The sequence below is a fragment of the Algoriphagus aurantiacus genome, from assembly GCF_035156405.1.
In the GTDB taxonomy this organism is placed as follows: Bacteria; Bacteroidota; Bacteroidia; order Cytophagales; family Cyclobacteriaceae; genus Algoriphagus; species Algoriphagus aurantiacus.
In genome coordinates this window covers 155,658-180,223 of the sequence record NZ_JAXRUT010000002.1, presented here as the reverse complement: position 1 = coordinate 180,223, position 24,566 = coordinate 155,658, and the positions used below count along the sequence as shown (strand labels likewise).

Annotated in this window: 22 protein-coding genes; 19 read left to right on the top strand and 3 right to left on the bottom strand. The window is 41.0% G+C overall.

From position 1 onward, the window contains the following. Window positions 1-74: 74 nt before the first annotated feature. The 11 genes from SYJ56_RS02650 to SYJ56_RS02600 all read left to right on the top strand — a co-directional run bounded on the left by SYJ56_RS02650 (window position 75) and on the right by SYJ56_RS02600 (window position 9,142). Window positions 75-398 carry a hypothetical protein gene (locus tag SYJ56_RS02650; protein ID WP_323832083.1) on the top strand — a complete coding sequence of 108 codons (324 nt, stop codon included), beginning with the start codon at window positions 75-77 and terminating at the stop codon, window positions 396-398. A 2-nt stretch (window positions 399-400) separates the two neighbouring features. Next, window positions 401-1,165 (top strand): hypothetical protein, encoded by a 765-nt coding sequence (locus SYJ56_RS02645; protein WP_323832082.1) that lies wholly within the window; start codon window positions 401-403, stop codon window positions 1,163-1,165. A 70-nt stretch (window positions 1,166-1,235) separates the two neighbouring features. Next, on the top strand, window positions 1,236-2,465 hold the full coding sequence (locus SYJ56_RS02640) for an alpha/beta hydrolase-fold protein (RefSeq protein ID WP_323832081.1): 1,230 nt from the start codon (window positions 1,236-1,238) through the stop codon (window positions 2,463-2,465). A 226-nt stretch (window positions 2,466-2,691) separates the two neighbouring features. Beyond that, the gene (gene tnpA / locus SYJ56_RS02635) at window positions 2,692-3,153 is read left to right on the top strand and encodes an IS200/IS605 family transposase (RefSeq protein WP_323832080.1); all 462 of its coding nucleotides are present in this window, start codon (window positions 2,692-2,694) and stop codon (window positions 3,151-3,153) included. Between the two features lie 108 nt (window positions 3,154-3,261). Beyond that, entirely contained in the window at window positions 3,262-3,588 is a 327-nt protein-coding gene (locus SYJ56_RS02630; protein WP_323832079.1) for a hypothetical protein, read from the top strand. Between the two features lie 35 nt (window positions 3,589-3,623). After that, window positions 3,624-4,340: a hypothetical protein gene (locus SYJ56_RS02625; RefSeq protein ID WP_323832078.1), complete on the top strand. Its 717-nt coding sequence runs from the start codon at window positions 3,624-3,626 to the stop codon at window positions 4,338-4,340. Between the two features lie 843 nt (window positions 4,341-5,183). Beyond that, window positions 5,184-6,044, top strand: a complete 861-nt coding sequence (locus SYJ56_RS02620) for an SDR family oxidoreductase (RefSeq protein WP_323832077.1) — start codon at window positions 5,184-5,186, stop codon at window positions 6,042-6,044. A gap of 130 nt (window positions 6,045-6,174) precedes the next feature. Continuing rightward, complete coding sequence (locus SYJ56_RS02615; protein ID WP_323832076.1) at window positions 6,175-7,215, top strand: methyltransferase; 1,041 nt, start codon at window positions 6,175-6,177, stop codon at window positions 7,213-7,215. Between the two features lie 66 nt (window positions 7,216-7,281). Next, window positions 7,282-7,548 (top strand): hypothetical protein, encoded by a 267-nt coding sequence (locus SYJ56_RS02610; RefSeq protein WP_323832075.1) that lies wholly within the window; start codon window positions 7,282-7,284, stop codon window positions 7,546-7,548. 94 nt (window positions 7,549-7,642) lie between these two features. After that, on the top strand, window positions 7,643-8,044 hold the full coding sequence (locus tag SYJ56_RS02605; RefSeq protein ID WP_323832074.1) for a RidA family protein: 402 nt from the start codon (window positions 7,643-7,645) through the stop codon (window positions 8,042-8,044). 96 nt (window positions 8,045-8,140) lie between these two features. Further along, entirely contained in the window at window positions 8,141-9,142 is a 1,002-nt protein-coding gene (locus tag SYJ56_RS02600) for a cytochrome c (RefSeq protein WP_323832073.1), read from the top strand. A gap of 279 nt (window positions 9,143-9,421) precedes the next feature. Here the strand turns inward: SYJ56_RS02600 and SYJ56_RS02595 are convergent, their stop codons facing one another. After that, a complete protein-coding gene (locus SYJ56_RS02595; protein ID WP_323832072.1) occupies window positions 9,422-11,476 on the bottom strand; it encodes a glutamine--tRNA ligase/YqeY domain fusion protein in 2,055 nt (684 codons plus the stop codon). Window positions 11,477-12,107: 631 nt separating this feature from the next. On the opposite strand from SYJ56_RS02595, the gene SYJ56_RS02590 reads away from it, so the two are divergent. The 6 genes from SYJ56_RS02590 to SYJ56_RS02565 all read left to right on the top strand — a co-directional run bounded on the left by SYJ56_RS02590 (window position 12,108) and on the right by SYJ56_RS02565 (window position 19,838). After that, window positions 12,108-12,848 carry a glucosamine-6-phosphate deaminase gene (locus SYJ56_RS02590; protein ID WP_323832071.1) on the top strand — a complete coding sequence of 247 codons (741 nt, stop codon included), beginning with the start codon at window positions 12,108-12,110 and terminating at the stop codon, window positions 12,846-12,848. 101 nt (window positions 12,849-12,949) lie between these two features. Continuing rightward, window positions 12,950-14,278: a sugar MFS transporter gene (locus SYJ56_RS02585; protein WP_323832070.1), complete on the top strand. Its 1,329-nt coding sequence runs from the start codon at window positions 12,950-12,952 to the stop codon at window positions 14,276-14,278. After that, window positions 14,260-15,420 carry an N-acetylglucosamine-6-phosphate deacetylase gene (locus tag SYJ56_RS02580; RefSeq protein ID WP_323832069.1) on the top strand — a complete coding sequence of 387 codons (1,161 nt, stop codon included), beginning with the start codon at window positions 14,260-14,262 and terminating at the stop codon, window positions 15,418-15,420. Before SYJ56_RS02585 ends, SYJ56_RS02580 begins: the two co-directional genes overlap by 19 nt. Before the next feature lie 37 nt (window positions 15,421-15,457). Then, window positions 15,458-16,795 carry a Gfo/Idh/MocA family protein gene (locus SYJ56_RS02575; RefSeq protein ID WP_323832068.1) on the top strand — a complete coding sequence of 446 codons (1,338 nt, stop codon included), beginning with the start codon at window positions 15,458-15,460 and terminating at the stop codon, window positions 16,793-16,795. A gap of 61 nt (window positions 16,796-16,856) precedes the next feature. Continuing rightward, window positions 16,857-17,858 carry a Gfo/Idh/MocA family protein gene (locus SYJ56_RS02570; protein WP_323832067.1) on the top strand — a complete coding sequence of 334 codons (1,002 nt, stop codon included), beginning with the start codon at window positions 16,857-16,859 and terminating at the stop codon, window positions 17,856-17,858. A 465-nt stretch (window positions 17,859-18,323) separates the two neighbouring features. Then, window positions 18,324-19,838, top strand: a complete 1,515-nt coding sequence (locus tag SYJ56_RS02565) for a GH3 family acyl-acid amido synthetase (protein WP_323832066.1) — start codon at window positions 18,324-18,326, stop codon at window positions 19,836-19,838. Here the strand turns inward: SYJ56_RS02565 and SYJ56_RS02560 are convergent. After that, window positions 19,828-20,493 (bottom strand): M48 family metalloprotease, encoded by a 666-nt coding sequence (locus tag SYJ56_RS02560; protein ID WP_323832065.1) that lies wholly within the window; start codon window positions 20,491-20,493, stop codon window positions 19,828-19,830. The genes SYJ56_RS02565 and SYJ56_RS02560 overlap by 11 nt on opposite strands. A gap of 456 nt (window positions 20,494-20,949) precedes the next feature. Beyond that, window positions 20,950-22,524, bottom strand: a complete 1,575-nt coding sequence (locus SYJ56_RS02555; protein ID WP_323832064.1) for a CHRD domain-containing protein — start codon at window positions 22,522-22,524, stop codon at window positions 20,950-20,952. 393 nt (window positions 22,525-22,917) lie between these two features. Between SYJ56_RS02555 and SYJ56_RS02550 the strand changes: the two genes are divergently transcribed. Beyond that, on the top strand, window positions 22,918-23,139 hold the full coding sequence (locus SYJ56_RS02550; RefSeq protein ID WP_323832063.1) for a hypothetical protein: 222 nt from the start codon (window positions 22,918-22,920) through the stop codon (window positions 23,137-23,139). A gap of 234 nt (window positions 23,140-23,373) precedes the next feature. Beyond that, complete coding sequence (locus tag SYJ56_RS02545) at window positions 23,374-24,219, top strand: prohibitin family protein (RefSeq protein ID WP_323832062.1); 846 nt, start codon at window positions 23,374-23,376, stop codon at window positions 24,217-24,219. The last annotated feature ends 347 nt before the right edge of the window (window positions 24,220-24,566 follow it).

The window sequence follows — 24,566 nt, the reverse complement described above, 5'->3', positions numbered from 1 at the left end:
CTACTTTTATTTTTCATCTTTTTCTCCCGGCACCTTGCCTTTGCTCAGGAAAAAACCAGATTCTCAGGCTTTCTTTGCTAAGTATTGGTTTGGGAGAATGCCTATTAGAGGAATGGGATGAAAACTACAACAGAACCAAATCCACCTTCCGGGAAATGGGAGGGAAGCTCTTTCATTCTTCCGAACTGAATGCGACAATGGATTCAGAAATGAAATTCATCATGCCAACTACCAATCCCCAATTGATCACAGATGATTTTTCTGTTATCAATGAGATAGAATTTCAGATCCACTACCTATCCAAAATGACCAAAGGCAATAGCCTCCGAGCAGAATCCTTAAAATCTGATGTAGCTCGCTTATTGGACCTGATTCATTCAGAATATAAACTGAACTGACCATGGAAAAACCTCAGATAAACCAAGATCAGACTTTTGAAGAACACAATCCAAATGGGCCAATTGTCTCTAAAAAGAGAAACTGGACATCCTATTTCAAAGAATTCCTGATGCTGTTTTTGGCAGTTGTCCTTGGATTTTTTGTAGAAAATCAGCGGGAGGCCTACGTCGAAAACAAAAGCGCTGAAGTCCTTGCGAAATCCATGTTGGAAGATTTGGAACAGGATAGAAAAGCCTTGAATGAAGGGCTCCGATTTATGGAGGAGAAAGAACAAAACATGGGTGATTTCCTTAACATGCTTCATTCTCCCGGTGCTACATGGGATACGGTTGCTTTTTACAAAAGCATGACGACGGTTTTCTCCACTTTTCCTTTTTCTCCCACAGACGGCACGTATTCCCAAATGAAATCCTCGGGTACGCTCCGGTATTTTGATCAAGGGCTGGTCAACAAAATGAATGCCTACGACAACCAATTGAAGAAAACAGTATTCCGAGATGAACTTGTAGAAAAGGGAGAATGGGAACTGGTACCGATTGCAGCCTCATTGATCAATTTTGAGGTGACAGGTGAGTTGCGATTCAATAAGCCCATTACCAAAGAGACGTACATCAAAATCCGGGACCAAGATACCTTGGACTTATTTATCAATAAGGTGGTGACTGTCCGCACGATGATGGGGCGTTCGCTTCAGGAGTATAAGGCGCAACTGCTACTAGGCGAAGACCTGATCAAAGAGATAGGAGGTAAATACAGATTGAATTAAGCATCACAAGCTATTTGGAAAAGGGTAGATAGAAAATTTAATAATATGTATAAAAGCAACATTACTTGTAATGAAAAAGACTTATAGAAATTTAATTTCCCTATTGATCCTGTTAGGTTTGAGTAGGTCAGGTGCCATCCTTGCGCAGGATGTTTCCATCCAAATCGGAGTCCATAAAAGCATCCCATCAGAGATACTTCTTGAAAATAGATCCTTCTTGATTTATCTACCGGATAGCTATCAAACTTCCGCATCATCCTATCCGGTTTTGTACCTGCTCGATGGTTCGGATTATGGGCTTTTCAACACCCTCTCAGATCTCAGAAGGTTGCAGGGGCGAGACCTCGCCCCGGAAATGATCATCATAGCCATTGAAAATACTGACCGCAACAGAGATATGATGCCGGTCATTGCTGAAGGGTATCCCGGACCACCTAGGGCAGAAGATTTTCTATCCTTTATCGAAAAGGAACTGATTCCTTCTATCGAAGAAACCTACCGTACCGACGGACAACGAATCCTGAAAGGTCAATCTCTGAGCGGCCTTTTTACACTGTATGCCTTGCTTACCAAGCCAAGACTGTTTGATGCTTATATCGGACACAGTGCAGGGTGGTTTGAAGAAAGCAATGATTATTTCATGGATTTGAGCAAAAAGGCATTTCAAAAAGCAGCCGATTTCGATGGACGGAAAATCTTTATGGCCAATTCCCTGAACGACCCCTATGACCCTGATCGGGTTATCCATAAGCAATTGGCTGACTTTTCGGAATTAATCAAAAACCGATTGGGTGAAAGGATTTCCTACAAGTATGTCACCTATGCCGATTATACACATGTGCCATTTCCGGGGTTTTACGATGCGATCAAATTCATTTTTGAACCTGAGGAAACAAGACTTGCAGAAGATACTGACGAGACAGCCGTCAAGAAATTGGTGGAAAGTTTTTTAACAGCAATTGGAAATGGGGATTTGGATGACATTGAACCCATGTTTTTACCAAGGGCGACTATTGGTGGATCAAGCTTTAGGGATGGAAAATGGAACACGTTTACCACCACTATTGAAGACTATTTGGCAAGTAAAAAGGATAAACATGTTCCCTATACCGAACCGGTATCCAATTACACCATCCATATCAGTGAGGGTCAATTGGCCTTTGTGAAAGCAGATGCCATTCTGTACCGGGAAGGAAAAGCCCAATCGCACAATATGGATTATTTCACTTTACTGAAAGAAAACGGAACCTGGAAATTTCTAAGTGCCGCTTACACCGCAAAGCCGATAATCATTAAATAAGGATTTCTATGCTAAAATTCTTCCGCAACCTGACTGCCGGCAAGGCAGGAATCCGTCATAAGCTCCTCCGACAGAATCGGGTACCACAATACATAGCTTAAACTGAGAATGAAATTTTGGCAATATTCATTATTTTGATTAGTCCCGTTAGCGACCTAATCTGGGTAGAAAATCAAAAATATAAAGGAACCTCCGTGCCTTTAGGTACGGGATAAATTTTAAAACCATGGCAAACACCTATACCCAAATTCATATCCAAGCTGTTTTTGCAGTTCAAAATCGAAACTCTCTGATCCAAAATAGTTGGAAAGATGAGCTCTATAAATACATCACCGGAGTAGTGCAAAACCATGATCACAAGGTTTTGCAAATCAACGGAATGCCTGATCATGTTCACTTACTAATTGGCTTTCGGCCTACTCAAGCGTTGTCTGATTTGATGCAAATGGTTAAGGAAGATTCATCCAAATGGATAAATGCAAAGAATTTTGTCAAAGGCAAGTTTTCCTGGCAATCTGGCTATGGGGCTTTTTCCTATTCCAAAAATCATTTACCAAGAGTCATAAAATATATTCAGGATCAGGAAATACATCATTCAAAAAGATCTTTTCTGGAAGAATACGAAAAGCTTCTTAGGATTCATGAAATCGAGTATGAGCAACGGTACATCTTTAAGCTAATTGAATAGACATATCGCGTACCTACGGCACGCCGCCCAAATTGCTGACAATCTTTTCTACCCATGTTTTGTCCCTACGGGACAATTACCACATAAACAATAATTGCCTTCAAACAAATGATCTCACTCCTCCGCAACCTGCCTGCCGGACAGGCTGAAATCCGCCAAAAACTCCTTCAAGGGAATAAGATAGGCAGTTACCTCAAATACGCCATTGGTGAAATCTTACTGGTAGTTTTTGGGAGTAATAGCCCCTTTAGGGGCTTGATATGGGTAGAACAAACAATTAGCCAAACCCCCTCCGTGCCTTTAGGTACGGGATATGTCGGAAACCCTACCGTGCTTGCCTATCGACAGGCAGGCCTACGGCACGCGCGTCAAATTTTTGACATTTTTTTCTATCGCTATTTTGTCCAAATGGGATATGAAAGAGGAAATCAATAATTTTTTACCACAACCAAATTCTTAACAAAATCCCTATGAAAAGAATCCTCTCCACCCTAAAAGAAAAATGGCCGGAATACTTCCTCGAAATCCTCGTGCTGATCATCGGTATCTATGGTGCCTTTGAGCTGTCGAATTATGGGGAATATAGAGCCCGAAAAAGGACGGAACTCGAAATACTGAAAGGGGGCAAAACCGAACTGAGTGCCGATCTGAAGGATATTAACATAAATATGGAGGATTTGAGAAAAAGCCAGTTCGCATTTGACCTGATCCTCGAAGTATTGGAAAATGACGGGCCTTACCATGATTCCCTGAGCTCGCATTTCAATTACACCTTGCTTCCCATGCATTTTGTGCACTCAACCAGTTCTTTCGAAACCCTCAAATCCAAAGGATTGGATCTAATTTCCAATGCGGATCTTCGTACCAAGATAATTTCACTGTATGATTCTCAGTATGATTTATTCCTCCAGGCAGAGGCAGAGGAATTGGCCGAAGTACAATATGGGATGAGACATATTCTTCCGGGTCGGTTTGAATCAGGGTTTAATTATGATGGATCCTTTGCAGGAAAGATGGTACCCCTAGATTTTGAATCCCTCAAAAAAGACCAAGAATACCTTTACTTCATCAAAACCCAACAAAATAGAACCCGATCCTATCAAAGTTACTTTTATGAAACCCTGAAAAACTCGGTAGAATCTATGATTCGTGACTTAGACATCGAAATAAACAGGCTAAGTCCATAAAATATATACTTTGCAGGAAAGCGACCCAAACAAAGAAAAGTAAATGTGCAAAAAATAAAAGCTATCTAAATGATCTCCCTCTTCCTTCAAATTCGCCAAAAATTCCTCTCCCAAAATCGAATAACAAGATATCTCGTATGCTATTGGCGAAATTATGTTGGTTGTAATTGGGATTCTGATTGCCCTTTATTTCAACAATCTATATGAAGAAAAAACAAGCAAAGGGATATTGATCTATTGTTGGTTGACATTGAGGAAGATTTACTGTTTAATTATAGAGCTGCTAATTCAGTTTAAGGATTTCATATTTTTCAATATTCCATTGCAAAACTCATTGCGAATAATAAGTTGACAAAAGCAGATTATGATGCTTCACATAAGCTAAGCTATTTCGTCACGAATTGGGATTATCTTATTCAAAATGAAAAAAACATCAATCAGTTTGTTTAAGCTGAAAAAATCGTTACCAAAAAGCTAAACCAATAATTAACGCTTCTAAAAAAAATTCTTCTAAACAGAACAGTACTACAAGATAGTTGGTCTAACATTAAAAATAAAAACCACATTAGTTGATATTTATGAAATTTTACAAAACCACTAAGGTGAAAACTGTACGCTGAAAATCCTTTTTAATGTGATAGGACTACTCCAAAATATCCGAAAAACCATGATAGCTGGTAGTATCAGCTTCTCTCGGAAAATAATTCCTAGACTTCGGACAGTAGAACCAGCTTTTCGTCCTAGTAAGATTCCAAATTAAAGCTAATCCGAATAGCTTGTATGCAAATCTTTTGTCTGCCCGATTTTTAGAGACTAGGGGCATTCATTTTTAAAACCCAAAAAATGAAAAAGGTACTGATTAGCGGAAGCAGTAGAGGAATTGGACTTGAAACTGCTTTAGCATTTGGAAGAGCAGGATATCAGGTTTTTGCAACCCTCAGGAATCCTGATGCTGCTTTTGAGCTAAAGCAAAAAATCCAGGAAGAAGCCTTGCCGATCTCTATTCATGCGATGGATGTCAACTCTGACGAGTCTGTCAAATCCTGCATCATGCAGATTATCCAAGACTATGGAGCAGTGGATGTTCTCGTCAATAATGCAGGGATTGGCCTAAATGGATCTATTGAAGAAATGTCTATTTCGGATTTTAAGGCAGTGATGGAGACCAATTTTTTTGGAGCAGTCCGATGTTTACAAGCAATCAGTCCTTCAATGAGATCACAAAAAAGCGGCTGCATAATTAATATTTCTTCCATCTCCGGTCGATTGACTTCTTCACCCCTAGGATGCTATTCGGCAAGTAAGTTTGCGCTGGAAGCAATGAGTGAGGCATTAGCCCAAGAAGTCAAGCCCTTCAATATCCGAGTAGGAATAATCGAGCCAGGTATCATTGATACCGATATGGCCCATGAGATAGAGGAAGAACACGCCTCTATCTATCCAAGCTCCAAACGAATGGCGGATCTTTTCTTCGCTTCCTTGAAGAATCCAACCCCTGCCTCTTTGGTCGCTGATCAAGCGGTGGACTTTGTGTCTGGAGATTCTTGGGTCCTTCGGCGTGCTGTTGGGCCTGATGCTTTACCATTCATTCAATGGCGCAATTCCATGACCGATGAGGAATGGATTAATTGGAATTCTGTCAGCGATGAAGAATGGTACACTGCTGTAGAGGAAACCTTTGGATTGATGGCTAGGCGTGATTGATTTATGAATGGATTCCTGTTCCTGAAAATATACCTGAGTAGAACTATTTGCATTTCTCGTTTATAGAAAAACCTTAAAAAATATCTGGGAAGCAGAAAACTGACCAGGGTAAGCTCAAAAATTTAGATAAATGGAAAATCAAAACGTTAACCCCTCACCGGAAACCATCATGAAAATTGGATCTGGTTTTTGGGCTTCAAAAATTTTGTTGACAGCAGTGCACTTTGAGGTCTTTACAAAGTTTGCCAAGAATAAATCCATGTCTGGCCCTGAACTAAAAAGTGAATTAGGGCTAAAGTGCTCGGATAGACACGTATATGACTTTTTGGATACGTTAACTGGATTTGGATTTTTAAACAGAGCGGGAATTCTTGACAATGCCCGATATTCTAATGGCACAGATTCGGATGTGTTTTTAGACAAAAACAAACCTTCCTACATGGGCGGAATTCTCGAAATGATGAACAATAGATTGTATGGATTTTGGGATAATCTTGAGGAAGGATTTTTGACAGGACTACCTCAAAATGAAATAAAAAAAGGAGAGAATATTTTTGAGGCTATTTATCGAGATCCAGATAAACTGAAAGTTTTTGTGCACGGAATGACAGGTGTTCAGATGGGAGCGTTTATCGCATTTGCGGAAAAGTTTGATTTTTCATCCCACAAAACCTTGACCGATGCAGGTGGTTCTGCCGGAATGCTGTCCATTATGGTGGCAAAACATCACCCTCATATAAACTGTCTCACTTTTGATTTACCTCCCATTGAGGCTATCGCCAATGAGACCATCCAAAAGTTTCAGTTGACTGACAGGGTGAAAACAGCAAGCGGAGATTTTTTCACAAGCTCACTGCCTCCTGCAGACATTGTGGTCATGGGAAACATACTGCACGACTGGGATGAACAATCCAAAATAGCCCTGATTAAAAAAGCTTATGATGCTCTTCCTGCAGGAGGTGCATTTGTGGTCATTGAAAACATTATTGATGATGAGAGAAAGCAAAATGTTTTTGGGATGATGATGAGTTTGAATATGCTGATTGAAACAGGAACAGGCTTCGATTATACATTCTCTGATTTTAATAAATGGGCAAAAATGACAGGATTCAATTCAACAAATCTGCTTCCCTTGGTAGGACCTACAAGTGCTGCAATTGCTTATAAATAATTTTCCCATAAGAAACGGACCAGCCGAAAACCGTCCAGAGTAGGCAAAATTTAAACTATAAAAACAATGGCAACTTATGTATTTCGTCACAAAGTAGGGGATATCAATACTTGGCTAAAAGGCCATGAAGATAGAGTAAGAATATTCGCACCTGCGTCTAATGGATTCCGAACCTTCCAGGATGCTGATGATCCCAACTCAATTTTGATAGTGATCGATACCGATGATATCGAAAAATTAGGGGCAATTATCAACGATCCTAAAATTCAGCATATAAAAGATAGTCATACGGTACTGGAACCGATTACCATGTCCACAGAAGTGAAATTGTGATAAAAATTAAAGAGTGATGGGATCTAGGGGGATGCGTGTTTATCAGCATTACACTTGCCAAAAATCTTTATATATAATTTCTAAACAATTAATCATGAACTCTGAAAAACCCGAGTACTTCTGTCTCAGACCTGAAGTGGAAAAAGCCTATGGATATTCCCATGCTGTCAAGATTGGAAACAGTATAAAAGTCTCAGGTGCAGTCAGCATGGACGATGAAGGTGGGCCCACTGCGGTAGGTGATTTTCTCCAACAGATGAAAAATTGCTATTCCGATCTGGAAAAAGTGTTGAAGCACTACGGCTGCACCTTTGACGATGTGGTCGTAGAAAATGTATTTACCACAGATATGCCGACTTTTTTAGAACATGCGGATTTCCGAAACTCAATCTATACCAAACATTTTCCAACCGGATCTTGGCTTGAAGTGAAAGGCTTGGCCTTACCCGAATTTTTAATCGAAATAGAATTAGAAGTTCACATTTGGCGGAAATAGCCTTATTCAAATCCTTTTAAAAAGCATCAGATAGTCTTATGCAATGGAATAAAAAGTAACGCGATATATATCAGTCAAACTTTAAACCCAACCCTCATGGCAAAGAAAATCATTTTCGGTATTCTAATCCTTCTTATCGTAGTGATTGGAAGCTTCGTAATTTATGTTCAATTGTCATGGAACAAAACCTATGACATTCCTTACCCAGATCTTCAGGTAAGCACTGATTCCACTGTCATTGAAAGAGGTAGATATCTGGTTCATGGACCTGCTCATTGTTCCAATTGTCATGTGGGCAGTGTCGCGGAAATGATATCCGCTGATGCTGGAAAAAATATTCCATTAAAGGGAGGAGCAAAATTCCCTTTGGGTCCAATAGGAACAATTTATCCAAAAAATTTAACACCCGACCCAACTACTGGTATTGGAAGATACTCTGACAGTGAGGTCTTCAGAATGATGCGCCATGCAGTGAAGCCCGATGGAACGGCCACATTATCCATGCTGATGCCCTTTTGGGATATGGCTGATGAAGACCTGATAGCTGTGGTGTCCTATTTGAGAAGCATGGAACCTGTCAAGAATGAAGTTCCTAATAACGAGTGGACTTTTATGGGAAAGGCCGTACGGGTGTTGGCCGCCTCTTTTAAGCCGATTGAAAAACCGACTCCTCATCCATCTTCTCCACCGATGGAAGCATCTATAGTACGTGGAGAATACTTAGCTCGATATGTAGCAAACTGTGTAGGCTGCCATACCGCCAGAGATCCGATGACATTTGAAGCAATTGGGCCAGAATATGGTGGAGGGATGGAGTTTGAACCTTGGCCGGAATATGCATTGGCAGTTGGTGGGGATCCTGAACTTTGGATGAAAACTCCCAATATTACCCCTCATCCTAACAGCGCCCTTTCCAAGTTTAAGACCGTTGAACAGTGGAAGGCAAGATTCCGGCAGGGAAGATTGATCAAAATATCACCTATGCATTGGGGGCCCTTTTCCAGAATGTCAGATGAGGACTTGGAAGCACTTTATCTATATTTGACAAGCTTGGAGCCTGCCGACTATGAATTGGGTGAATTAATGTATAAGAAATAGAATATCCCCATTTGTATATGAAATGACACTTTCGGAGAAAGAAGTTGAGTAAATTCTGAAATCTTAAATGAAAATAAACATGAGACTATCATTAACTTCTTTAGTGATACATTGAAATTGCTCTAATAAAGTAATCGCCCGTTGAATATTTCAACGGGCGATTACTTTTTACTGTAAATAGACCCTTCAACTTTCACCTAAAGATAAGCAGGTACTTAGGCGACAGATGACACTAATAATGGAGACTAACCACTGCGACTGTTAACTGGAACTGTTCACTTACTGCGACTCAATACTCCTAGCTTCTTCAACCAATAGCTCATTTTCATCAGCTAATCCAGCCGTAATAAAGGTTTCGATTTCAGAATTTCTCACCTGACCGTTATTCAATAAAACGCCCAACGTAATCATCGCACCGATTCGGGTTCCAACCTTTTTGGCAGCCGTTTGAAATAGAGGGGCTAATTCCTCGTAGGTTACCTCTTCAGCCAATCTTGCGATATCATTTCTGGCAGCTGCAAGCTTATCACCTGAAAGGTTGGTGTACTTTTTTGCTATTTTCTGAATTTCATTCAAGGCAGATCGTTGGCCTTGAGGCTGTCCTCCGCCTTGATTTGTAGGCTTAGCTTGCTGATTGTTCTGAGCAGCCGGAGCAGGCTGTTGTTTGGCCCAGGAATCTCGTAAACCTACCGTTTTATTAAATACAAGTTTATCAGCAGAGGAATCCTTATCCACTGTGAAGTAACCTAGACGTTGAAACTGAAACTTGTCGCTTATCTTGGCTTCTTTCAAATATGGTTCTAGATATGCCTCTTTGATCACATTTAAGGAATCAGGATTGACAAACTCCATAAAGTTTTTGTCTTCGTGACTGTCTGGTGCTTCATCCAAAAACAGACGGTCATACTCGCGAACCTCCGCTTTGATGGCGTGCTGTATAGAAACCCAATGAAGGGTTCCTTTGACTTTTCGTGTACTGGCCTCGGTTCCGCTTCCGGAACGGGAATCCAAATCAGCAGTACATCGGATTTCAACAATTTTCCCAGAATCATCTTTTACAACAGATTCACCTTTGATGATGTATGCACTTTTCAAACGTACCTCATTTCCGAGAGTCAACCGGAAGAATTTGCTACCTGCCTCTTCTTTGAAATCTTCCCGCTCTATGTAAAGTTCGCCAGAAAACGGCAACTCATGTGAACCCGAATTCGGGTCTTCAGGATTGTTTTCTGAGGAAAGAAATTCAGTTTTTCCCGCCGGATAATTGGTTATGACCAATTTCACCGGATCCAAAACAGCCATCGCACGGGTGGCGGTTTTATTTAAATCCTCCCGGATACAATATTCCAATAAAGAAACATCAGTCACACTATCTCGCTTTGAGATCCCTGAGATATCTGAGAATTTACGGATGGATTCCGGTGTATAGCCTCTTCGTCTCAAACCCGAGATGGTAGGCATACGCGGATCATCCCAGCCCGTCACAGTTTTGCTCTGTACCAGTTCTAGGAGTTTCCGCTTACTCATCACCGTATAGCTGAGATTTCTACGTGCAAATTCACGCTGCTTTGGTCTCAACTTGGCTGGATCATAGATTTGATCGAGGAACCAATCGTATAATTCACGGTGCATTTTGAACTCCAGCGTACAAAGTGAATGTGAAATCTGCTCGATGTAATCCGACTCACCATGAGCCCAATCGTACATAGGGTAGATACACCAGTCAGTTCCGGTACGGTGGTGTGCCTTTCTCACGATTCTGTACAAAAGAGGATCACGCATCAACATATTTGGCGAAGCCATATCGATTTTGGCACGAAGCACATAACTTCCCTGCTCAAATTCTCCTTCTTTCATCCGCTCGAATAAATCCAGGTTTTCTTGCACAGATCGATCACGATAGGGGCCGGCCACTCCGGGAGTTGTCGGTGTTCCTTTTTGCTCGGCCATAGCTTCAGCAGATTGCTCATCTACATAGGCTTTTCCTTCTTTGATCAGCTGAACAGCCCAATCATACATCTGCTGGAAATAGTCGGAAGAATAACATTCCTGAGCCCATTTGAACCCCAGCCATTGGATGTCATTTTTGATAGCATCTACGTATTCCTGTTCTTCTTTGCTTGGATTTGTATCATCAAAGCGAAGATTGACCGGTGCATTATATTGCTCGCCCAAGCCGAAATTCAGACAAATGGAAGCGGCATGGCCAATATGTAAATAGCCATTCGGCTCAGGAGGAAAACGAAAACGAAGGTTGTCCGGAGAAAAGCCTGCGGCCAAATCGTCAGCAATGATTTGTTCGATAAAATTAAGTGATGCGGTTTCTTCAGTCATAGATCAAAATTGAAAATCAAAATTAAGTCAATTGACTTGAAAAGCAATTAGGGATTAATGTTAGAGAGTGATTGAAAAATTGAAAGATTTAAAGAATGAAAAATTGTTTCTGTGGGGAATCAGGAAAAGGAGATTTGGGATTTACGTAATTGTGAAAACTAAGCATGAGCTTGAAGCAATCTGTTTTTAGTTACGATATACGATCTTAGATTTACGAGTTACTTTTCCTTGCTGGGGATCTATTTGGCTGTTTGGCACTCATCTATATAAACTAAATCTTGTGTAATTTCAATTATTCTTTAGTACAATAGCCAGTTTTGTAAGCGCGGTGGGTAGGCACAGCAGCGAGCCAGCGTCTGGCATGTGCGGTGGGAGCTTTGCTGTGTCTTGATTTTTTGGTCCTTTTGCATCAAGGCAAAAGGACAAGAGAAAAAATAGGAAGAGGATGCTTTCCTACCTTTTTCTAAAGTTTATTATGAATATCCGCAATAATGCCAGTGCCAAAACAATCCATGGTTCACCTCAACAAGCTAGGTGACTGGATTGAGATTAGTGCTGAGGTAGGACAATCATAAAAATTATTTCGATAATTTAAGAGCTATTAAAAATCACTTTTAAAAAGACTAATTCTATGAACTTAACGATTTGCCAACATCCAATGGAATTGGGAGAAAAAGCCTCAAAAGAGGGTGCAGCTTTAATCCGAGAAGCAATCCAAAAACAAGACTTTGCCAATATTATCCTAGCCACTGGAACCAGCCAATTTAAAACCTTAAATCAACTTCTTGCGGCAAAAAGCATTGATTGGTCCAAAGTTACAGTGTTCCATTTGGATGAATATTTAGGCTTGCCGATTACTCATCCAGCAAGTTTTAGAAAGTACTTACTTGAGCGTTTTTTTAATCATTTACCTCAATTGAAAGGCTATTATTTAATCAATGGTGAAGTGAATTCTACAAAGGAATGTAAGCGTTTAGGTGAAGTGATCAGCAAACATCCGATTGATGTGGCTTTTGTTGGTATTGGAGAAAATGGTCATCTCGCCTTCAATGATCCTCCGGCTGATTTTGAGACGGAACAGCCCTATATTGTGGTAGATCTGGATCATGCATGTCGTATGCAGCAATTCGGTGAGGGCTGGTTTCCTACTATAGAGGCAGTTCCTCAGCAGGCCATCAGCATGTCTATTCGGCAAATCATGAAATCCAAGGCTATTATTTGCTCAGTACCTGATAGTCGAAAAGCATTGGCAATAAAAAATTGCATAGAAGGTCCAATTAGCCCAGATCACCCAGCTTCCATCCTCCAAAGTCACCCCAATTACCAATTGTTTTTAGACGAAGGCTCCTCATCACTACTTTCGAGGCATTGATCGGAAAAGCCTTGTATTACTGAAGAAAAATTTTGTATTTAAAGTGATACTCAATTGATCATTTTGAGATTCCCACTCTATATAATTAGCCCAAAAAAGCTATGCCTTCAAAAACAATGGCCGTAAAATCGGAGTCATTAAGTCAAAAGGATACCTGGATCTCGATAGCTATTATCGGAATTCTTTTTTTTGTTTTTGGATTCGTTTCCTGGATCAATGCCATCCTAATTCCCTATTTCAAAATAGCTTTCACACTCAGTAATTTTGATTCCTACCTAGTTGCTTTTGCTTTTTACATTTCCTATTTGGTGATGTCGATTCCCTCATCCTACCTACTCAAAGCAGTCGGATTTAAAAAGGGGATGATGTTTGGGTTTTTCATCATGGCTGTAGGAGCTTACATCTTTATTCCAGCGGCTATGACGAGGACCTACGAAGTATTTTTGCTTGGACTTTTCACCTTGGGAACAGGCCTCGCAGTACTTCAAACTGCCGCTAATCCTTACGTAACTATTTTGGGCCCAAAAGATAAAGCTGTTCAGAGGATCAGTATCATGGGGATTTTCAATAAAGGCGCTGGAATTCTGGCCCCTATCATCTTCGCTGCGGTAGTACTAAGAGTAGGGGATACCGAACTTTTCCAACAACTGGAAACCATGGGCGAGCTGGAGAAAAACGCTGTATTGGATGAATTGATCCAACGAGTAATCACTCCCTATGCTGTCGTTGGAACCGTGTTGGTGGGGTTGGGAATTATGGTACGTTTTTCACCACTACCAGAAATCGATACCGAGCATGAAAGTGCGGAGCTTGCCGAAGCAAATTCCATCAAAACCTCCATTTTACAATTCCCTCATTTGATTTTGGGAGCTTTGGCTATCTTTCTTCATGTAGGCACCCAAGTGATTGCTATCGATACAGTGATTGGCTATGCCAACTCATTTGGAATCGGATTGATGGAAGCCAAAGTCTTTCCATCCTTTACACTTGCATTCACCATTATCGGTTACCTGGTCGGGATTTCACTGATTCCAAAAGTAATTTCCCAAGTCAATATTTTAAGAATATGTACGCTTTTAGGTACGACTTTCACGCTCCTGATTTTATTCACTTCCGGCGATGTTACAGTTTTTGGCATTACTACAGATGTTTCCATCTGGTTTGTAGTGCTGCTAGGCTTGGCGAATTCATTGGTCTGGGCAGGAATCTGGCCATTGGCGCTGGATGGTCTTGGCAGATTTACCAAATTGGGAGCATCCGTCATGATCATGGGGCTATGCGGCAATGCAATTATGCCGTTGATCTATGGTTATCTAGCTGATTTGTACGACGTCCGGTTTGCTTATTGGGTACTTTTCCCTTGTTATCTTTATCTGGTTTATTATGCGGTTTATGGTCATAAAGTGAGAAAATGGACTTTTTCAACATGATGATTCAGGGCAACTCATACTGTGATGGATCTGCGATAACGGTTTCTTTTTCCGAAGGAATAATTGATAGCATCTCAGAAACTCAAACTTCATTAGATCCAAACCTGATTCTTGGGCCTGGCTTTACAGATATTCAGGTGAATGGATATGGAGGAATCGATTACAATGAGATTCAGTCAGATCCGATGAATCTAGCCGGCATTTCTAGGCTTTTATATAAAGAAGGTGTAACCACACATTTCCCGACAATCATCACCAATGATCCCGAGCAGATCAGTCAATTAATTCTTCAGATTGTTTCCCTTCGGAAATCCGACGAATTGTCCAGAATGAGCATCGAAGGTCTGCATATTGAAGGCCCGTTTATATCTCCAATCGATGGCCCAAGAGGAGCACATCCAAAAGAATTTATCCTTCCACCTGACTGGAGTTTGGTTCAAAAATGGCAAAATGAATCCAAGGGTTTGATTAAAATGATCACTCTTTCACCAGAATGGGATAATGCCCTTCCTTTTATCACACGATGTGTGGAACACGGAATTCTGGTTTCTATCGGTCATACGAATGCTACACATCAGCAAATATTGGATGCTGTCAATGCTGGAGCGAGTTTGTCAACTCATCTTGGAAATGGGATGCATCCAATCATAGCCCGCCATCCCAATTACCTCTGGTCACAATTGTCTCAAGATCATCTGGGAGCTTCAATTATTGCAGATGGATTTCATCTTCCGGCAGAAGTGATTCAGGTTTTTCAGAAAGTGAAAAAAGAAAGTCTCATGCTTGTTAGCGACTCAGTTTCATTGTCAGGAATGCCGGTAGGTGATTATAAGCTTCATATTGGTGGAGAAGTAACCTTGACTTTAGAAGGCAAGCTGCATCTCAAATCCAATCCTGCAATTCTTGCCGGATCAGCTTCCAATATCCGTCGCGGAGTTTCTTTCCTAATCAAAAATAAGCTTGCCTCTCACACAGAAGCATGGGAAATGGCCTCTTTTCGCCCCGAAAAACTAATAAATCCAGGTCATATTTTGTTCAAAGAAGGATCAATTGCCGATTTGATCCTGTGTAGAAAGCATGAAAATGGCGAGCTCGAAGTACTCAAAACAATCAAACATGGGAGGGAACTATTTTCCGCCTAATCATACGCGAAATCATCAACCCCAAAACCACTCACCTATGAAGAAGGAAGTCAATCGAAGAAATTTCATCAAAACCGTAGTTACTGGAAGTCTGGGTCTGGGCGTGATGAGTTCGGCGCATTCATTCAATATTTTGTCCCAATATCCCGTTCAAGATAAGGTTCGCGTGGCAATCATGGGTGTGAATGGGCGAGGCTCCCAACATGTTCAGGCATTTGCTAAAGTTCCCAATGCAGAAATCTCATATATCTGCGATGTCGATTCCCGAGCGGTCACCAATGGTTTGGCACTTGCTGAAAAGTCCGGAGTACCGAACAAGCCACAAGGAATTTCTGATTTCAGAAGGGCTTTGGATGATAAAAATGTAGATGCTATTTCTATCGCATTGCCAGATCATTGGCATACTCCGATGGCTATAATCGCTTTGAAAGCCGGCAAGCATGTCTATTTAGAGAAACCGGGAAGTCATAATCCGGCAGAGGGGGAATTGCTCTCAAAGGCAACTTCTGCCTATGGCAAAATTGTCCAAATGGGCAATCAGCGAAGATCTTGGCCAAGAGTACAGGAAGCCATCGCCGAACTCCACGGCGGAGTAATCGGCAATGCGTATTACGCCCGTGCCTGGTACACCAATTCGCGCCAATCGATTGGTTTTGGTAAAGAAACTTCAGTTCCTGAGTGGTTGGACTTCGAACTTTGGCAGGGGCCGGCTCCGAGAGCAGCTTACAAAGACAATCTAATCCACTACAACTGGCATTGGTTCTGGAATTGGGGCACCGGTGAAATCGTCAATAATGGGGTTCATTTTCTCGATTTGGCGCGGTGGGGATTGAACGTGGACTATGCGAAAACAGTCTATTCAAGTGGTGGCCGTTATCATTTCAAAGACGATTGGCAGACACCCGATACTCAGATTGCTTCATTTAATTTCGAAGATAATAAAAGCATTCTTTGGGAAGGCAGAAGTTGCAATCGCAGAGGAATCAACGATATGGGTTCAGGAGTTTCCTTTCATGGGGAAAATGGAACGCTGGAATTACTTGATAATTCTTATAAAATCTATGACAACGCAAACAAACTCATAAAAAGTGCTGAGCCAACAAGCAATACGGTAGTAAATCAGCAAGGCGCTGGATTTGATATGGATATTGCGCATTTTACGAATTTCACAAATGCCATTACCAAGGCAGAGAAACTGGTTTCCCCGTATCAGGACATTGTAAAAAGTGTCATGCTGTGCCATTTGGGCAATATTTCCTACCGGACCGGAAGAGCTTTGGAGATTGACCAGAGTTCAGGAAGGATTTTAAAAGATAAAAAAGCGATGAAGCTGTGGGGAAGAGATTATGAAAAGGGCTGGGAACCTAAACTTTAAGCATTGCAATGTCCAATAAATCAAAATTCTAGGAATCAAAGAACTTAGCTAACCACTACTCATGAAATCATCCCGCAGATCATTTATTAAGAATTCAACAGTGCTAGGAGCTGCCGCAAGTCTCAGTACTTTGCCCTTTTCTCTCTTCGCAAAAACTACTGCAGATCCAATAAAAATTGGAATTATAGGACTGGATACTTCCCACTCTCCGGCATTCACCAAGCTTTTCAACGCGGAAAATCCAAGACCGGAATTAGCTGGTTTTAAAGTGACCGCTGCTTATCCTTATGGCAGCAGGGACATCAAATCTTCTATGGATAGAATTCCTGATTACATTAAGCAAGTCAAAGAAATGGGAATAGAGATCACTGATTCTATTGAAGCTTTACTCGAAAAAGTCGATGTGGTGCTATTGGAGACCAATGATGGAAAACCGAGACTAGCTCAAGCCAGAAAAATAATTCAGGCAAAAAAGCCTTTTTTCATAGACAAACCTGTCGCGTCGAGTTTTGCGGATACCCAATTGATTTATCAAGAAGCGGCAGAAAATCAAGTTCCTATTTTCTCGGCCTCCTCACTGCGATACATGAGCAATGCGCAAGCAGTACGTCATGAGGGAAAAATTGGAAAGGTTCTCGGTTGTGATGCTTTTAGTCCAGCCATTATAGAAGCTGGACATCCGGATTTATTTTGGTACGGAATCCACGGTGTGGAAATCCTTTTTACGGTAATGGGGACTGGATGCGAATCAGTGAGCCGAACGAATACTACGGACAGCGATGTAGTGACAGGGATATGGAAAGATGGAAGAATTGGGACTTTTAGAGGGACTAGAACTGGAAAACATGAATATGGGGGAACTGCTTTCGGTTCTGAAGGAAACTTGGTTTTAGGACAATATGAGGGCTATGAACCCTTGGCTTTAAAAATAGCTGAATTCTTTAAATCAGGCATATCACCAGTGAAACCCGCGGAGACTTTAGAGATCTATGCCTTTATGGAAGCTGCCGATGAAAGTAAAAGAATGGGAGGACAAGCGGTGGCTATCAGTTCTGTAATGTGAGATTGGGAGAGTAGAGAAAGGAGAATGGAGAATAGAGAAGGATTATTTCTTACCACATAGCCCACATTAGACACATAGCAATAAAGAATATGTGTATCCGCTTAACTGCACGTAGGTGCTTTGAATTAATGCTAGAAGTTCAAATTTGGCAATTCCCCCTTTATAAAAGGGGGCAAGGGGGATTTTTTCAAGGCTAGAACCAGACATAATTCTAGTACGTGCATCCTTGCGGATATACATAATAAAGAAAGCAAAGAAGTATATACACAAATTTTTGACTAGTGAAATTCTCCAACCTGCTAACATTTGAGGTTTCCAAAACTTCGAATATTTTCTATTCTTCAGAGCAACACTGCTAAGAAGTCTATTCTAGGACAGCACCATGTATAACCGGTAGGGTATTACTTTAAGTTCTCATTAACCCTGAGGCATGGCCTTTGTTATTTTTTGATAAAAAAAACATATATGGCCATTATAGGGAAGCTCGTTAAAGCAGGTTTGGACATAACTGCCAAATTCCAATCAGCAGAAGATAATCCACAACATGCTCAAGAAAATCAGCTTAGAGAACTTTTAAGTCAAGCCAAAAACACGGCTTTTGGGAAGTATTATGGATTTGAAGAAATTCTAAAATCTTCTGATCTGATTTCATCTTTTAGAAAAGAGGTTCCAATTTTCAATTACGATAAAATGCATGAGCAATGGTGGTGCAGGCAGGAACGTTTGGAGGATATTACCTGGCCTGGCAAACCGGATTTCTTTGCTAGAAGTAGCGGTACCACCGGTAAAAGCAGTAAACGAATTCCTATTACAAATGAGTTTTTGGCTTCCACGAAATCAGTCGGGACGTCTATGATCAATTCACTTCATGAGTTCGACTTTCCCGAATCTCTTTTTGAATCAGAGGTATTAATGCTGAGCAGTTCCGCGAGTTTAGAAAAAAACGAACAGGGCTTTCGAGAGGGTGAGATCTCAGGAATCAATGTGAGTAATTTCCCCGATTGGTTTGATATTTTCTACAGACCGGGAAAAGAAATTGCTGCCATTAGTGATTGGGATAAGCGTGTTGATGCCATCGCAGAGCAGGCACCCGATTGGAATATCGGAGCAATAGCGGGAATCCCATCTTGGGTACTTCTGATGCTTCAGCGGATTATAGAACGCCATCAGTTAAATAATATTCACGAAATCTGGCCGAATTTTCAGGTTTTTGCTACTGGAGGGGTAGCCTTCGAAACTTACCGTCAGGATTTTGAAGCGATTTGCAAAACGCCTATTACGATTTTAGATACCTATTTGGCATCAGAAGGCTTTATGGCCTATACCAGTAAGCCGGGCACTATGGCTATGAAATTGGTATTGAGCCATGGTTATTTTTTCGAGTTTATTCCCTTTGATGAGCGAGGTATAACTGAATCGGGAGAGTTACAAAGCGACCCGTTGGTATTGGGAATAGATGAGGTGGAAGTAGGGAAGGAGTACGTTCTCTTGCTCACTTCCTGCGCTGGTGCCTGGCGCTATACCATTGGAGATGTGATACGGTTTGAAAGTCTGGATCCTCCTCAGATTAAAATTACGGGACGTACAAAATTCTTCCTAAACGTAGTGGGGTCTCAGCTTTCTGAGGAGAAGATGGATAAAGCCATTTTGGAATTGGCGGAATTCTATGATACCACGATCAACGAATATATGGTAGGGGCAATTAAAAATGAGAATGGTGACTATATCCATCAATGGGTATTAGTCTCTGACGTGAAGGCCGAAGGTTTAGCTGAAAAACTCGACGAATTACTCAAGTCAGCAAATAAGAATTACGCTGTTGCCCGATCACAAGCCCTCAAGGGCATTTCCGTAAAAGTTATCTCTAAAGATCAGTACACCGATTATTTAGCCCAAACCAATAAGAAAGGAGGGCAGACTAAAACGCCTAAAGTCATGGTAGCTGAAAAAATGGAAGCCTTGTTGGAAATTATAGCTTGACCTTAGGAAGAATCCGGACGCGCTCAACAGGGCAAAGCTCCGCTCCGCGCACAGACATGTAAAACTTCTTTATCTGACTCTGATAAGCTGGGGAAATAAAGTCGTTCTCCAGCAAGTATTTTTTGGCTACAATAATCTCATCTTTAAAGCCATGCCTGATAGCAATACTATCTGCTTCATGTTCGCGCTCACGCTTATATTGGTCGGAAAGAGAATAGCGTATTCCGTAAATGATCATTCCGGCATTTGTATGGTTCTCATAATCTACAATATGTCCCAATTCATGAGCAAACCATCCCCTTAAAACTTCATCTGGCAAATCGGCTACGTTAAGATCTCCAGAGTCTAAGACTTTTTCGGCCACACTTAATCTATACCCGCGTTTATTACCAAAAACTTCGCTGAAATCGATTACAGGCTGGGCTTGCATGGTAGAGGTACTCAAGTTCGTTTGTACCACTTCAAACCCGTAGGGATGCAGTGAATTGTAATGTTGCCAAACCTCAAGAAAAGCATTCCTGATTTTCTGATTGATTCCTTCCGAAAAGGCAGGGGATTTAGTTGTTGGGGAAGGATTTTTGGTCAATGTATACGAAAGCACTCCCAAAATTGTGAGGATTATTGCTCCCGCAAAAACTTTGTATTTGAATTGCATTGTGGAAAAAGATGCAAAGAACATACCAGCGGGAAGTTTTTCATCGTAAAGGCCGGGATGAACGCAGAGAAAGTGATAAGCGGGATTTTATGGTTATTGGAAGATTTTAAGATTGGAAAATTGTCCGCCAATATTTGAGGTTTTTAGAACCTCGAATGTTTCATTTTTCAACCCGTTGTCACTGAGTAGATCAGTGCCGGAATTACAAATTCCTGAGATAGAGGTTCGGGATTGCAAATCCCGAACAGCAGCGGGACGTCTTTGCGAGCGCAATGCGGCAATCTCTATGCAATCGGACTCCATAAATTCTGGTAATGAATAATGCTTTTTTACCAAAAAAAAGCCCAAGTAACCAACTTGGACTTTTAAAATTACTAGTCTATTATTTATTTATAATCGGATTATCCTAATGGCCAATAACAACTCTATTGGCATCATTGCGATTAATGAAAATCTTTAATCTGCATTACTTCCAATATTCCCCTGAGCTACGATAACACCAAGCTGAGCCATGGAAAGGTGCACATTCACATAGCCATCATAAGTCAATAAATCATCGTAGGTGATAGCGGTCATATCGTCTAAAGCCTCAACATTGGTCATGCTCATCCCTGTTGTTCCATCTACAGGAGTGAAAGTAACTACAATACCTCCTCCAACTTCAGCTGAATTTGCGTGGATATGGGCAGGATGAGAACTGTCAGGAATGGTATTTTCTACTTCCAAAATAGCCAGTGTAGTCCCATTCATTCTTTCTCTAAAAGTAACTGTACCATTGATGCCTGGCACATCTTTTTCATCCAAAACATAAGACTTCGATTCTCCTGTCAACTCATTTTGACCTATATCCCCTTGAGCTACAATTGTAGCCAGATTTTCCATGGAAAGGTGAACATTGATATATCCGTCGAAATCCAAAATATCATCATAGCCGATCATAGTCTCATCGTCCAGCATTGATACATTGGTTTTACTCATTCCAGTGGCACCATTTACTGGTTTAAAAGTCACTACGATGCCACCGCCCTGAAGTGCCGTATTCGAATGAATATGAGCAGGGTGCATTCCATCTTCTGGAGTATTCATTAGCTCTAGGATAGCCAAAGCTTCACCGTTCATACGTTCTTTGAATGTCGCTGTACCACTGATACCATCTACGTCTTTTTCTCCCAATTCATAGACTTTTTCCACTCCAGTCAACTCATTTTGACCTATATCGCCTTGTGCTACCAACGTTCCCATTTCTGAGGTTGAGAGGTGAACATTGATATATCCATCAAATTCCAATAATTCATCGTAGGTAATTGATGTTTCATTATCCAATGCTGAAACATTCGTTACACTCATTCCTGAAGTACCGTCGATAGGAGTAAACGAAACTGAAATTGGTCCACCTTCAGCGGCAGTATTCAAATGAATATGACTTGGATGCATCCCCCCATCAGGTGTTCCTTCCAGCATGATTTTAACCAACGTTTCATCATTCTTACGCTGACTAAATGTAGCTGTACCGCTGATTCCCGGAACAGCCACAGTGCCTAGGTCATAAATTTTTGTTTCGCCAGTTAGTGCATTTTGTCCAATATCACCTTGCGCAACTATAGTTCCCAAATCAGAAGCGGAAGCGTGTACATTAATATACCCATCGTAATCCATCAATTGGGAATAGGTGATTGGAGTGCCATCATCCAATTCACTAACTATTATGCTGCTCGTGCCGGTACCACCCATTACAGTACCTAAGGTTATGGCTATACCACCGCCCTCGGCAGCTGTATTAAAATGGATATGAGCTGGATACATTCCGCCAGCCGGAGCTCCGGAAAGTGCTAAAATGATGTTTGTGGTGTTATCGTCATTTTCGATAAACTGAGCAGTTCCGGATATACCTGGGTTCGATACAGATGCCAGATTAAACGTCTCCATGTTGCCTGTAGGAATTGGCCCAGGGTCGACAATATCCTTACAACTGAAGAGAACTAAGGAGAATAAAAAGAGAAATCCTCCAAGAAGATGTTTTGTGTAATTCATTTTCATAGTCATTGGGTTTAGTTGAAATTAAAATTGATTAAAGGCTCCAATGTTTTTGGACTCTAACCTAACAGCGAAGTGAGGCATATTGTTGGCACTAAAGAATACTTTTAAAACAAATGGCCCTAATTACAAGTCAGATATTAAAGATCTTCGAGTGCACTATGAACTGCGAACTAATAGGAGAGGAAGAACCTGGGGCTGTATAAGTGTCTTTTTTTACCTAAAAACAGGACTTACACACCTTCTATTTGTACCAATAAATAATCCTACAGTAAAGGAAAATTTAAACATTAGTACACTGACTCAATCACTTTCCAATTGTATTCTAATATAACAAATAAGGTGTTTAATAGCTAAAATATACGATTCAAAACATTGACTATCAAATGGATGAATCTAAAAGCTACAAATTACTTCGATAGAAGTTCGGGATTGCAAAGACCTAACAGATGGAAGAAGATTGAAAACCAGATTGCTTCGTCTAGCGAACTCCCTTTTGTAGTTCTTTTTCCTCGCAAAGACGCACAACTGATGGAGATTGCAATCCGATTCAGCACAATCGCTAGTTTGTTGGGCGTGGTGGGAGGACACTGCAGCGGGGTTTGGGCTTAATTACAGCGGGAAAAAGGTTTTCGACGATGATTTTACCATGGTGGGATTTGAAGTCCTGGCCTAATCTGGGAAACTATTATCAATTGGGCAGAGGAACCTAATCATAATCGTAACTTTGGAATTAACCAAGCCGATTCTAGTTGCTAGCATCAATACAGCTGAAAGAACGGTTTGATACAATTCAACGCAAAGAACTATGGAAAAACCCATTTTCTTTTACAAAACTAACAAACTATGAATGATCAAAATATGAGTGAGATGAAGAGAGTATGGGATAAGGGTCCTATGAGAAATTTGATCATTTTAGGTGTTGTCGTGGTAGTGATTTTTCTCTTCAAGCCCTGGGTTCAGGTTGGAGCCGGGCAAAGGGGAGTGGTTCAGAATTTCGGAGCTGTTCAGGATAAAGTCTTGAGTGAGGGAATTCACTTCAAAATACCTATAGTTCAAACGGTAATTCTAATGGATGTGAAAATTCAAAAAGCAACGACCGACGCTGCTTCCTCATCCTCTGACCTTCAGGATGTAGCTATGTCAGTCGCACTGAACTATCACATCATGCCAAATGAAGCAAATCTGGTCTATCAAACAATCGGAGTTCAATACAAAGAGCGTATCATTGATCCTGCCATTCAAGAAGTAATGAAAGCAGTATCTGCAAAATATACCGCTGAAGAGTTAATCACCAAAAGACCCGCAGTGAGTGCTGAAATGAAAGAAGCACTAAAGGCTCGATTACTTGAGTCAAACATCGCTGTGGATGCCTTTTCTATAATGGATTTTAGCTTTTCTCAGACTTTTACAGATGCCATAGAAGCCAAGCAAACCGCAGAGCAAAATGCGCTGAAAGCAAAAAGAGATCTGGACAGAATAAAAGTAGAAGCGGAGCAAACCATCGCTGCTGCCACGGCAGAAGCTGAAGCGCTAAGACTACAGAAGATGAATATTTCACCTGACCTGATTGAGCTGAGAAAGATAGAAGCCAACCTAAAAGCCATAGAGAAGTGGAATGGTATTTTGCCTGAGGTGACTGGTGCCGGTGCGATTCCATTTATTGGAGTGGGCGAAGTTGGAAAGAATTAGGAAGGAACTAGTTTATTAACCGCAAAGGAGGCGCGAAGATATGCGCAAAGGATGGTTAAGGAATTCAAGAAATGTGCCCGCCACAGAGGACAAGTACTTTAAGGATAGCGCTCTTAGGAGAAAAGTAGTATGCTTAATTTGCTTTATTGAGTTTAAAATTTCAAAACTACCGGGTGTTCTCACTCGGTAGTTTTTTAATGATCATTTCTGATTGATTGGAAAATTAATTGCTAATAGTTGAGGTTTTTAAAACCTCGAATGTTTTATTTTTCGACTCAAGTCTCTAAGTAGATCAATACTGGAATTACAAATTCCTAAAATAGAAGTTCGGGATTACAAATCCCGAA

Bases quoted from the DNA above. Each gene is read 5' to 3' on its own strand.
- SYJ56_RS02645 (WP_323832082.1), top strand. From the start codon at position 401: ATGGAAAAACCTCAGATAAACCAAGATCAGACTTTTGAAGAACACAAT.
- SYJ56_RS02640 (WP_323832081.1), top strand. From the start codon at position 1,236: ATGAAAAAGACTTATAGAAATTTAATTTCCCTATTGATCCTGTTAGGT.
- tnpA (WP_323832080.1), top strand. From the start codon at position 2,692: ATGGCAAACACCTATACCCAAATTCATATCCAAGCTGTTTTTGCAGTT.
- SYJ56_RS02630 (WP_323832079.1), top strand. From the start codon at position 3,262: ATGATCTCACTCCTCCGCAACCTGCCTGCCGGACAGGCTGAAATCCGC.
- SYJ56_RS02625 (WP_323832078.1), top strand. From the start codon at position 3,624: ATGAAAAGAATCCTCTCCACCCTAAAAGAAAAATGGCCGGAATACTTC.
- SYJ56_RS02620 (WP_323832077.1), top strand. From the start codon at position 5,184: ATGAAAAAGGTACTGATTAGCGGAAGCAGTAGAGGAATTGGACTTGAA.
- SYJ56_RS02615 (WP_323832076.1), top strand. From the start codon at position 6,175: ATGGAAAATCAAAACGTTAACCCCTCACCGGAAACCATCATGAAAATT.
- SYJ56_RS02610 (WP_323832075.1), top strand. From the start codon at position 7,282: ATGGCAACTTATGTATTTCGTCACAAAGTAGGGGATATCAATACTTGG.
- SYJ56_RS02605 (WP_323832074.1), top strand. From the start codon at position 7,643: ATGAACTCTGAAAAACCCGAGTACTTCTGTCTCAGACCTGAAGTGGAA.
- SYJ56_RS02600 (WP_323832073.1), top strand. From the start codon at position 8,141: ATGGCAAAGAAAATCATTTTCGGTATTCTAATCCTTCTTATCGTAGTG.
- SYJ56_RS02595 (WP_323832072.1), bottom strand. From the start codon at position 11,476: ATGACTGAAGAAACCGCATCACTTAATTTTATCGAACAAATCATTGCT.
- SYJ56_RS02590 (WP_323832071.1), top strand. From the start codon at position 12,108: ATGAACTTAACGATTTGCCAACATCCAATGGAATTGGGAGAAAAAGCC.
- SYJ56_RS02585 (WP_323832070.1), top strand. From the start codon at position 12,950: ATGCCTTCAAAAACAATGGCCGTAAAATCGGAGTCATTAAGTCAAAAG.
- SYJ56_RS02580 (WP_323832069.1), top strand. From the start codon at position 14,260: ATGGACTTTTTCAACATGATGATTCAGGGCAACTCATACTGTGATGGA.
- SYJ56_RS02575 (WP_323832068.1), top strand. From the start codon at position 15,458: ATGAAGAAGGAAGTCAATCGAAGAAATTTCATCAAAACCGTAGTTACT.
- SYJ56_RS02570 (WP_323832067.1), top strand. From the start codon at position 16,857: ATGAAATCATCCCGCAGATCATTTATTAAGAATTCAACAGTGCTAGGA.
- SYJ56_RS02565 (WP_323832066.1), top strand. From the start codon at position 18,324: ATGGCCATTATAGGGAAGCTCGTTAAAGCAGGTTTGGACATAACTGCC.
- SYJ56_RS02560 (WP_323832065.1), bottom strand. From the start codon at position 20,493: ATGCAATTCAAATACAAAGTTTTTGCGGGAGCAATAATCCTCACAATT.
- SYJ56_RS02555 (WP_323832064.1), bottom strand. From the start codon at position 22,524: ATGAATTACACAAAACATCTTCTTGGAGGATTTCTCTTTTTATTCTCC.
- SYJ56_RS02550 (WP_323832063.1), top strand. From the start codon at position 22,918: ATGAATCTAAAAGCTACAAATTACTTCGATAGAAGTTCGGGATTGCAA.
- SYJ56_RS02545 (WP_323832062.1), top strand. From the start codon at position 23,374: ATGAATGATCAAAATATGAGTGAGATGAAGAGAGTATGGGATAAGGGT.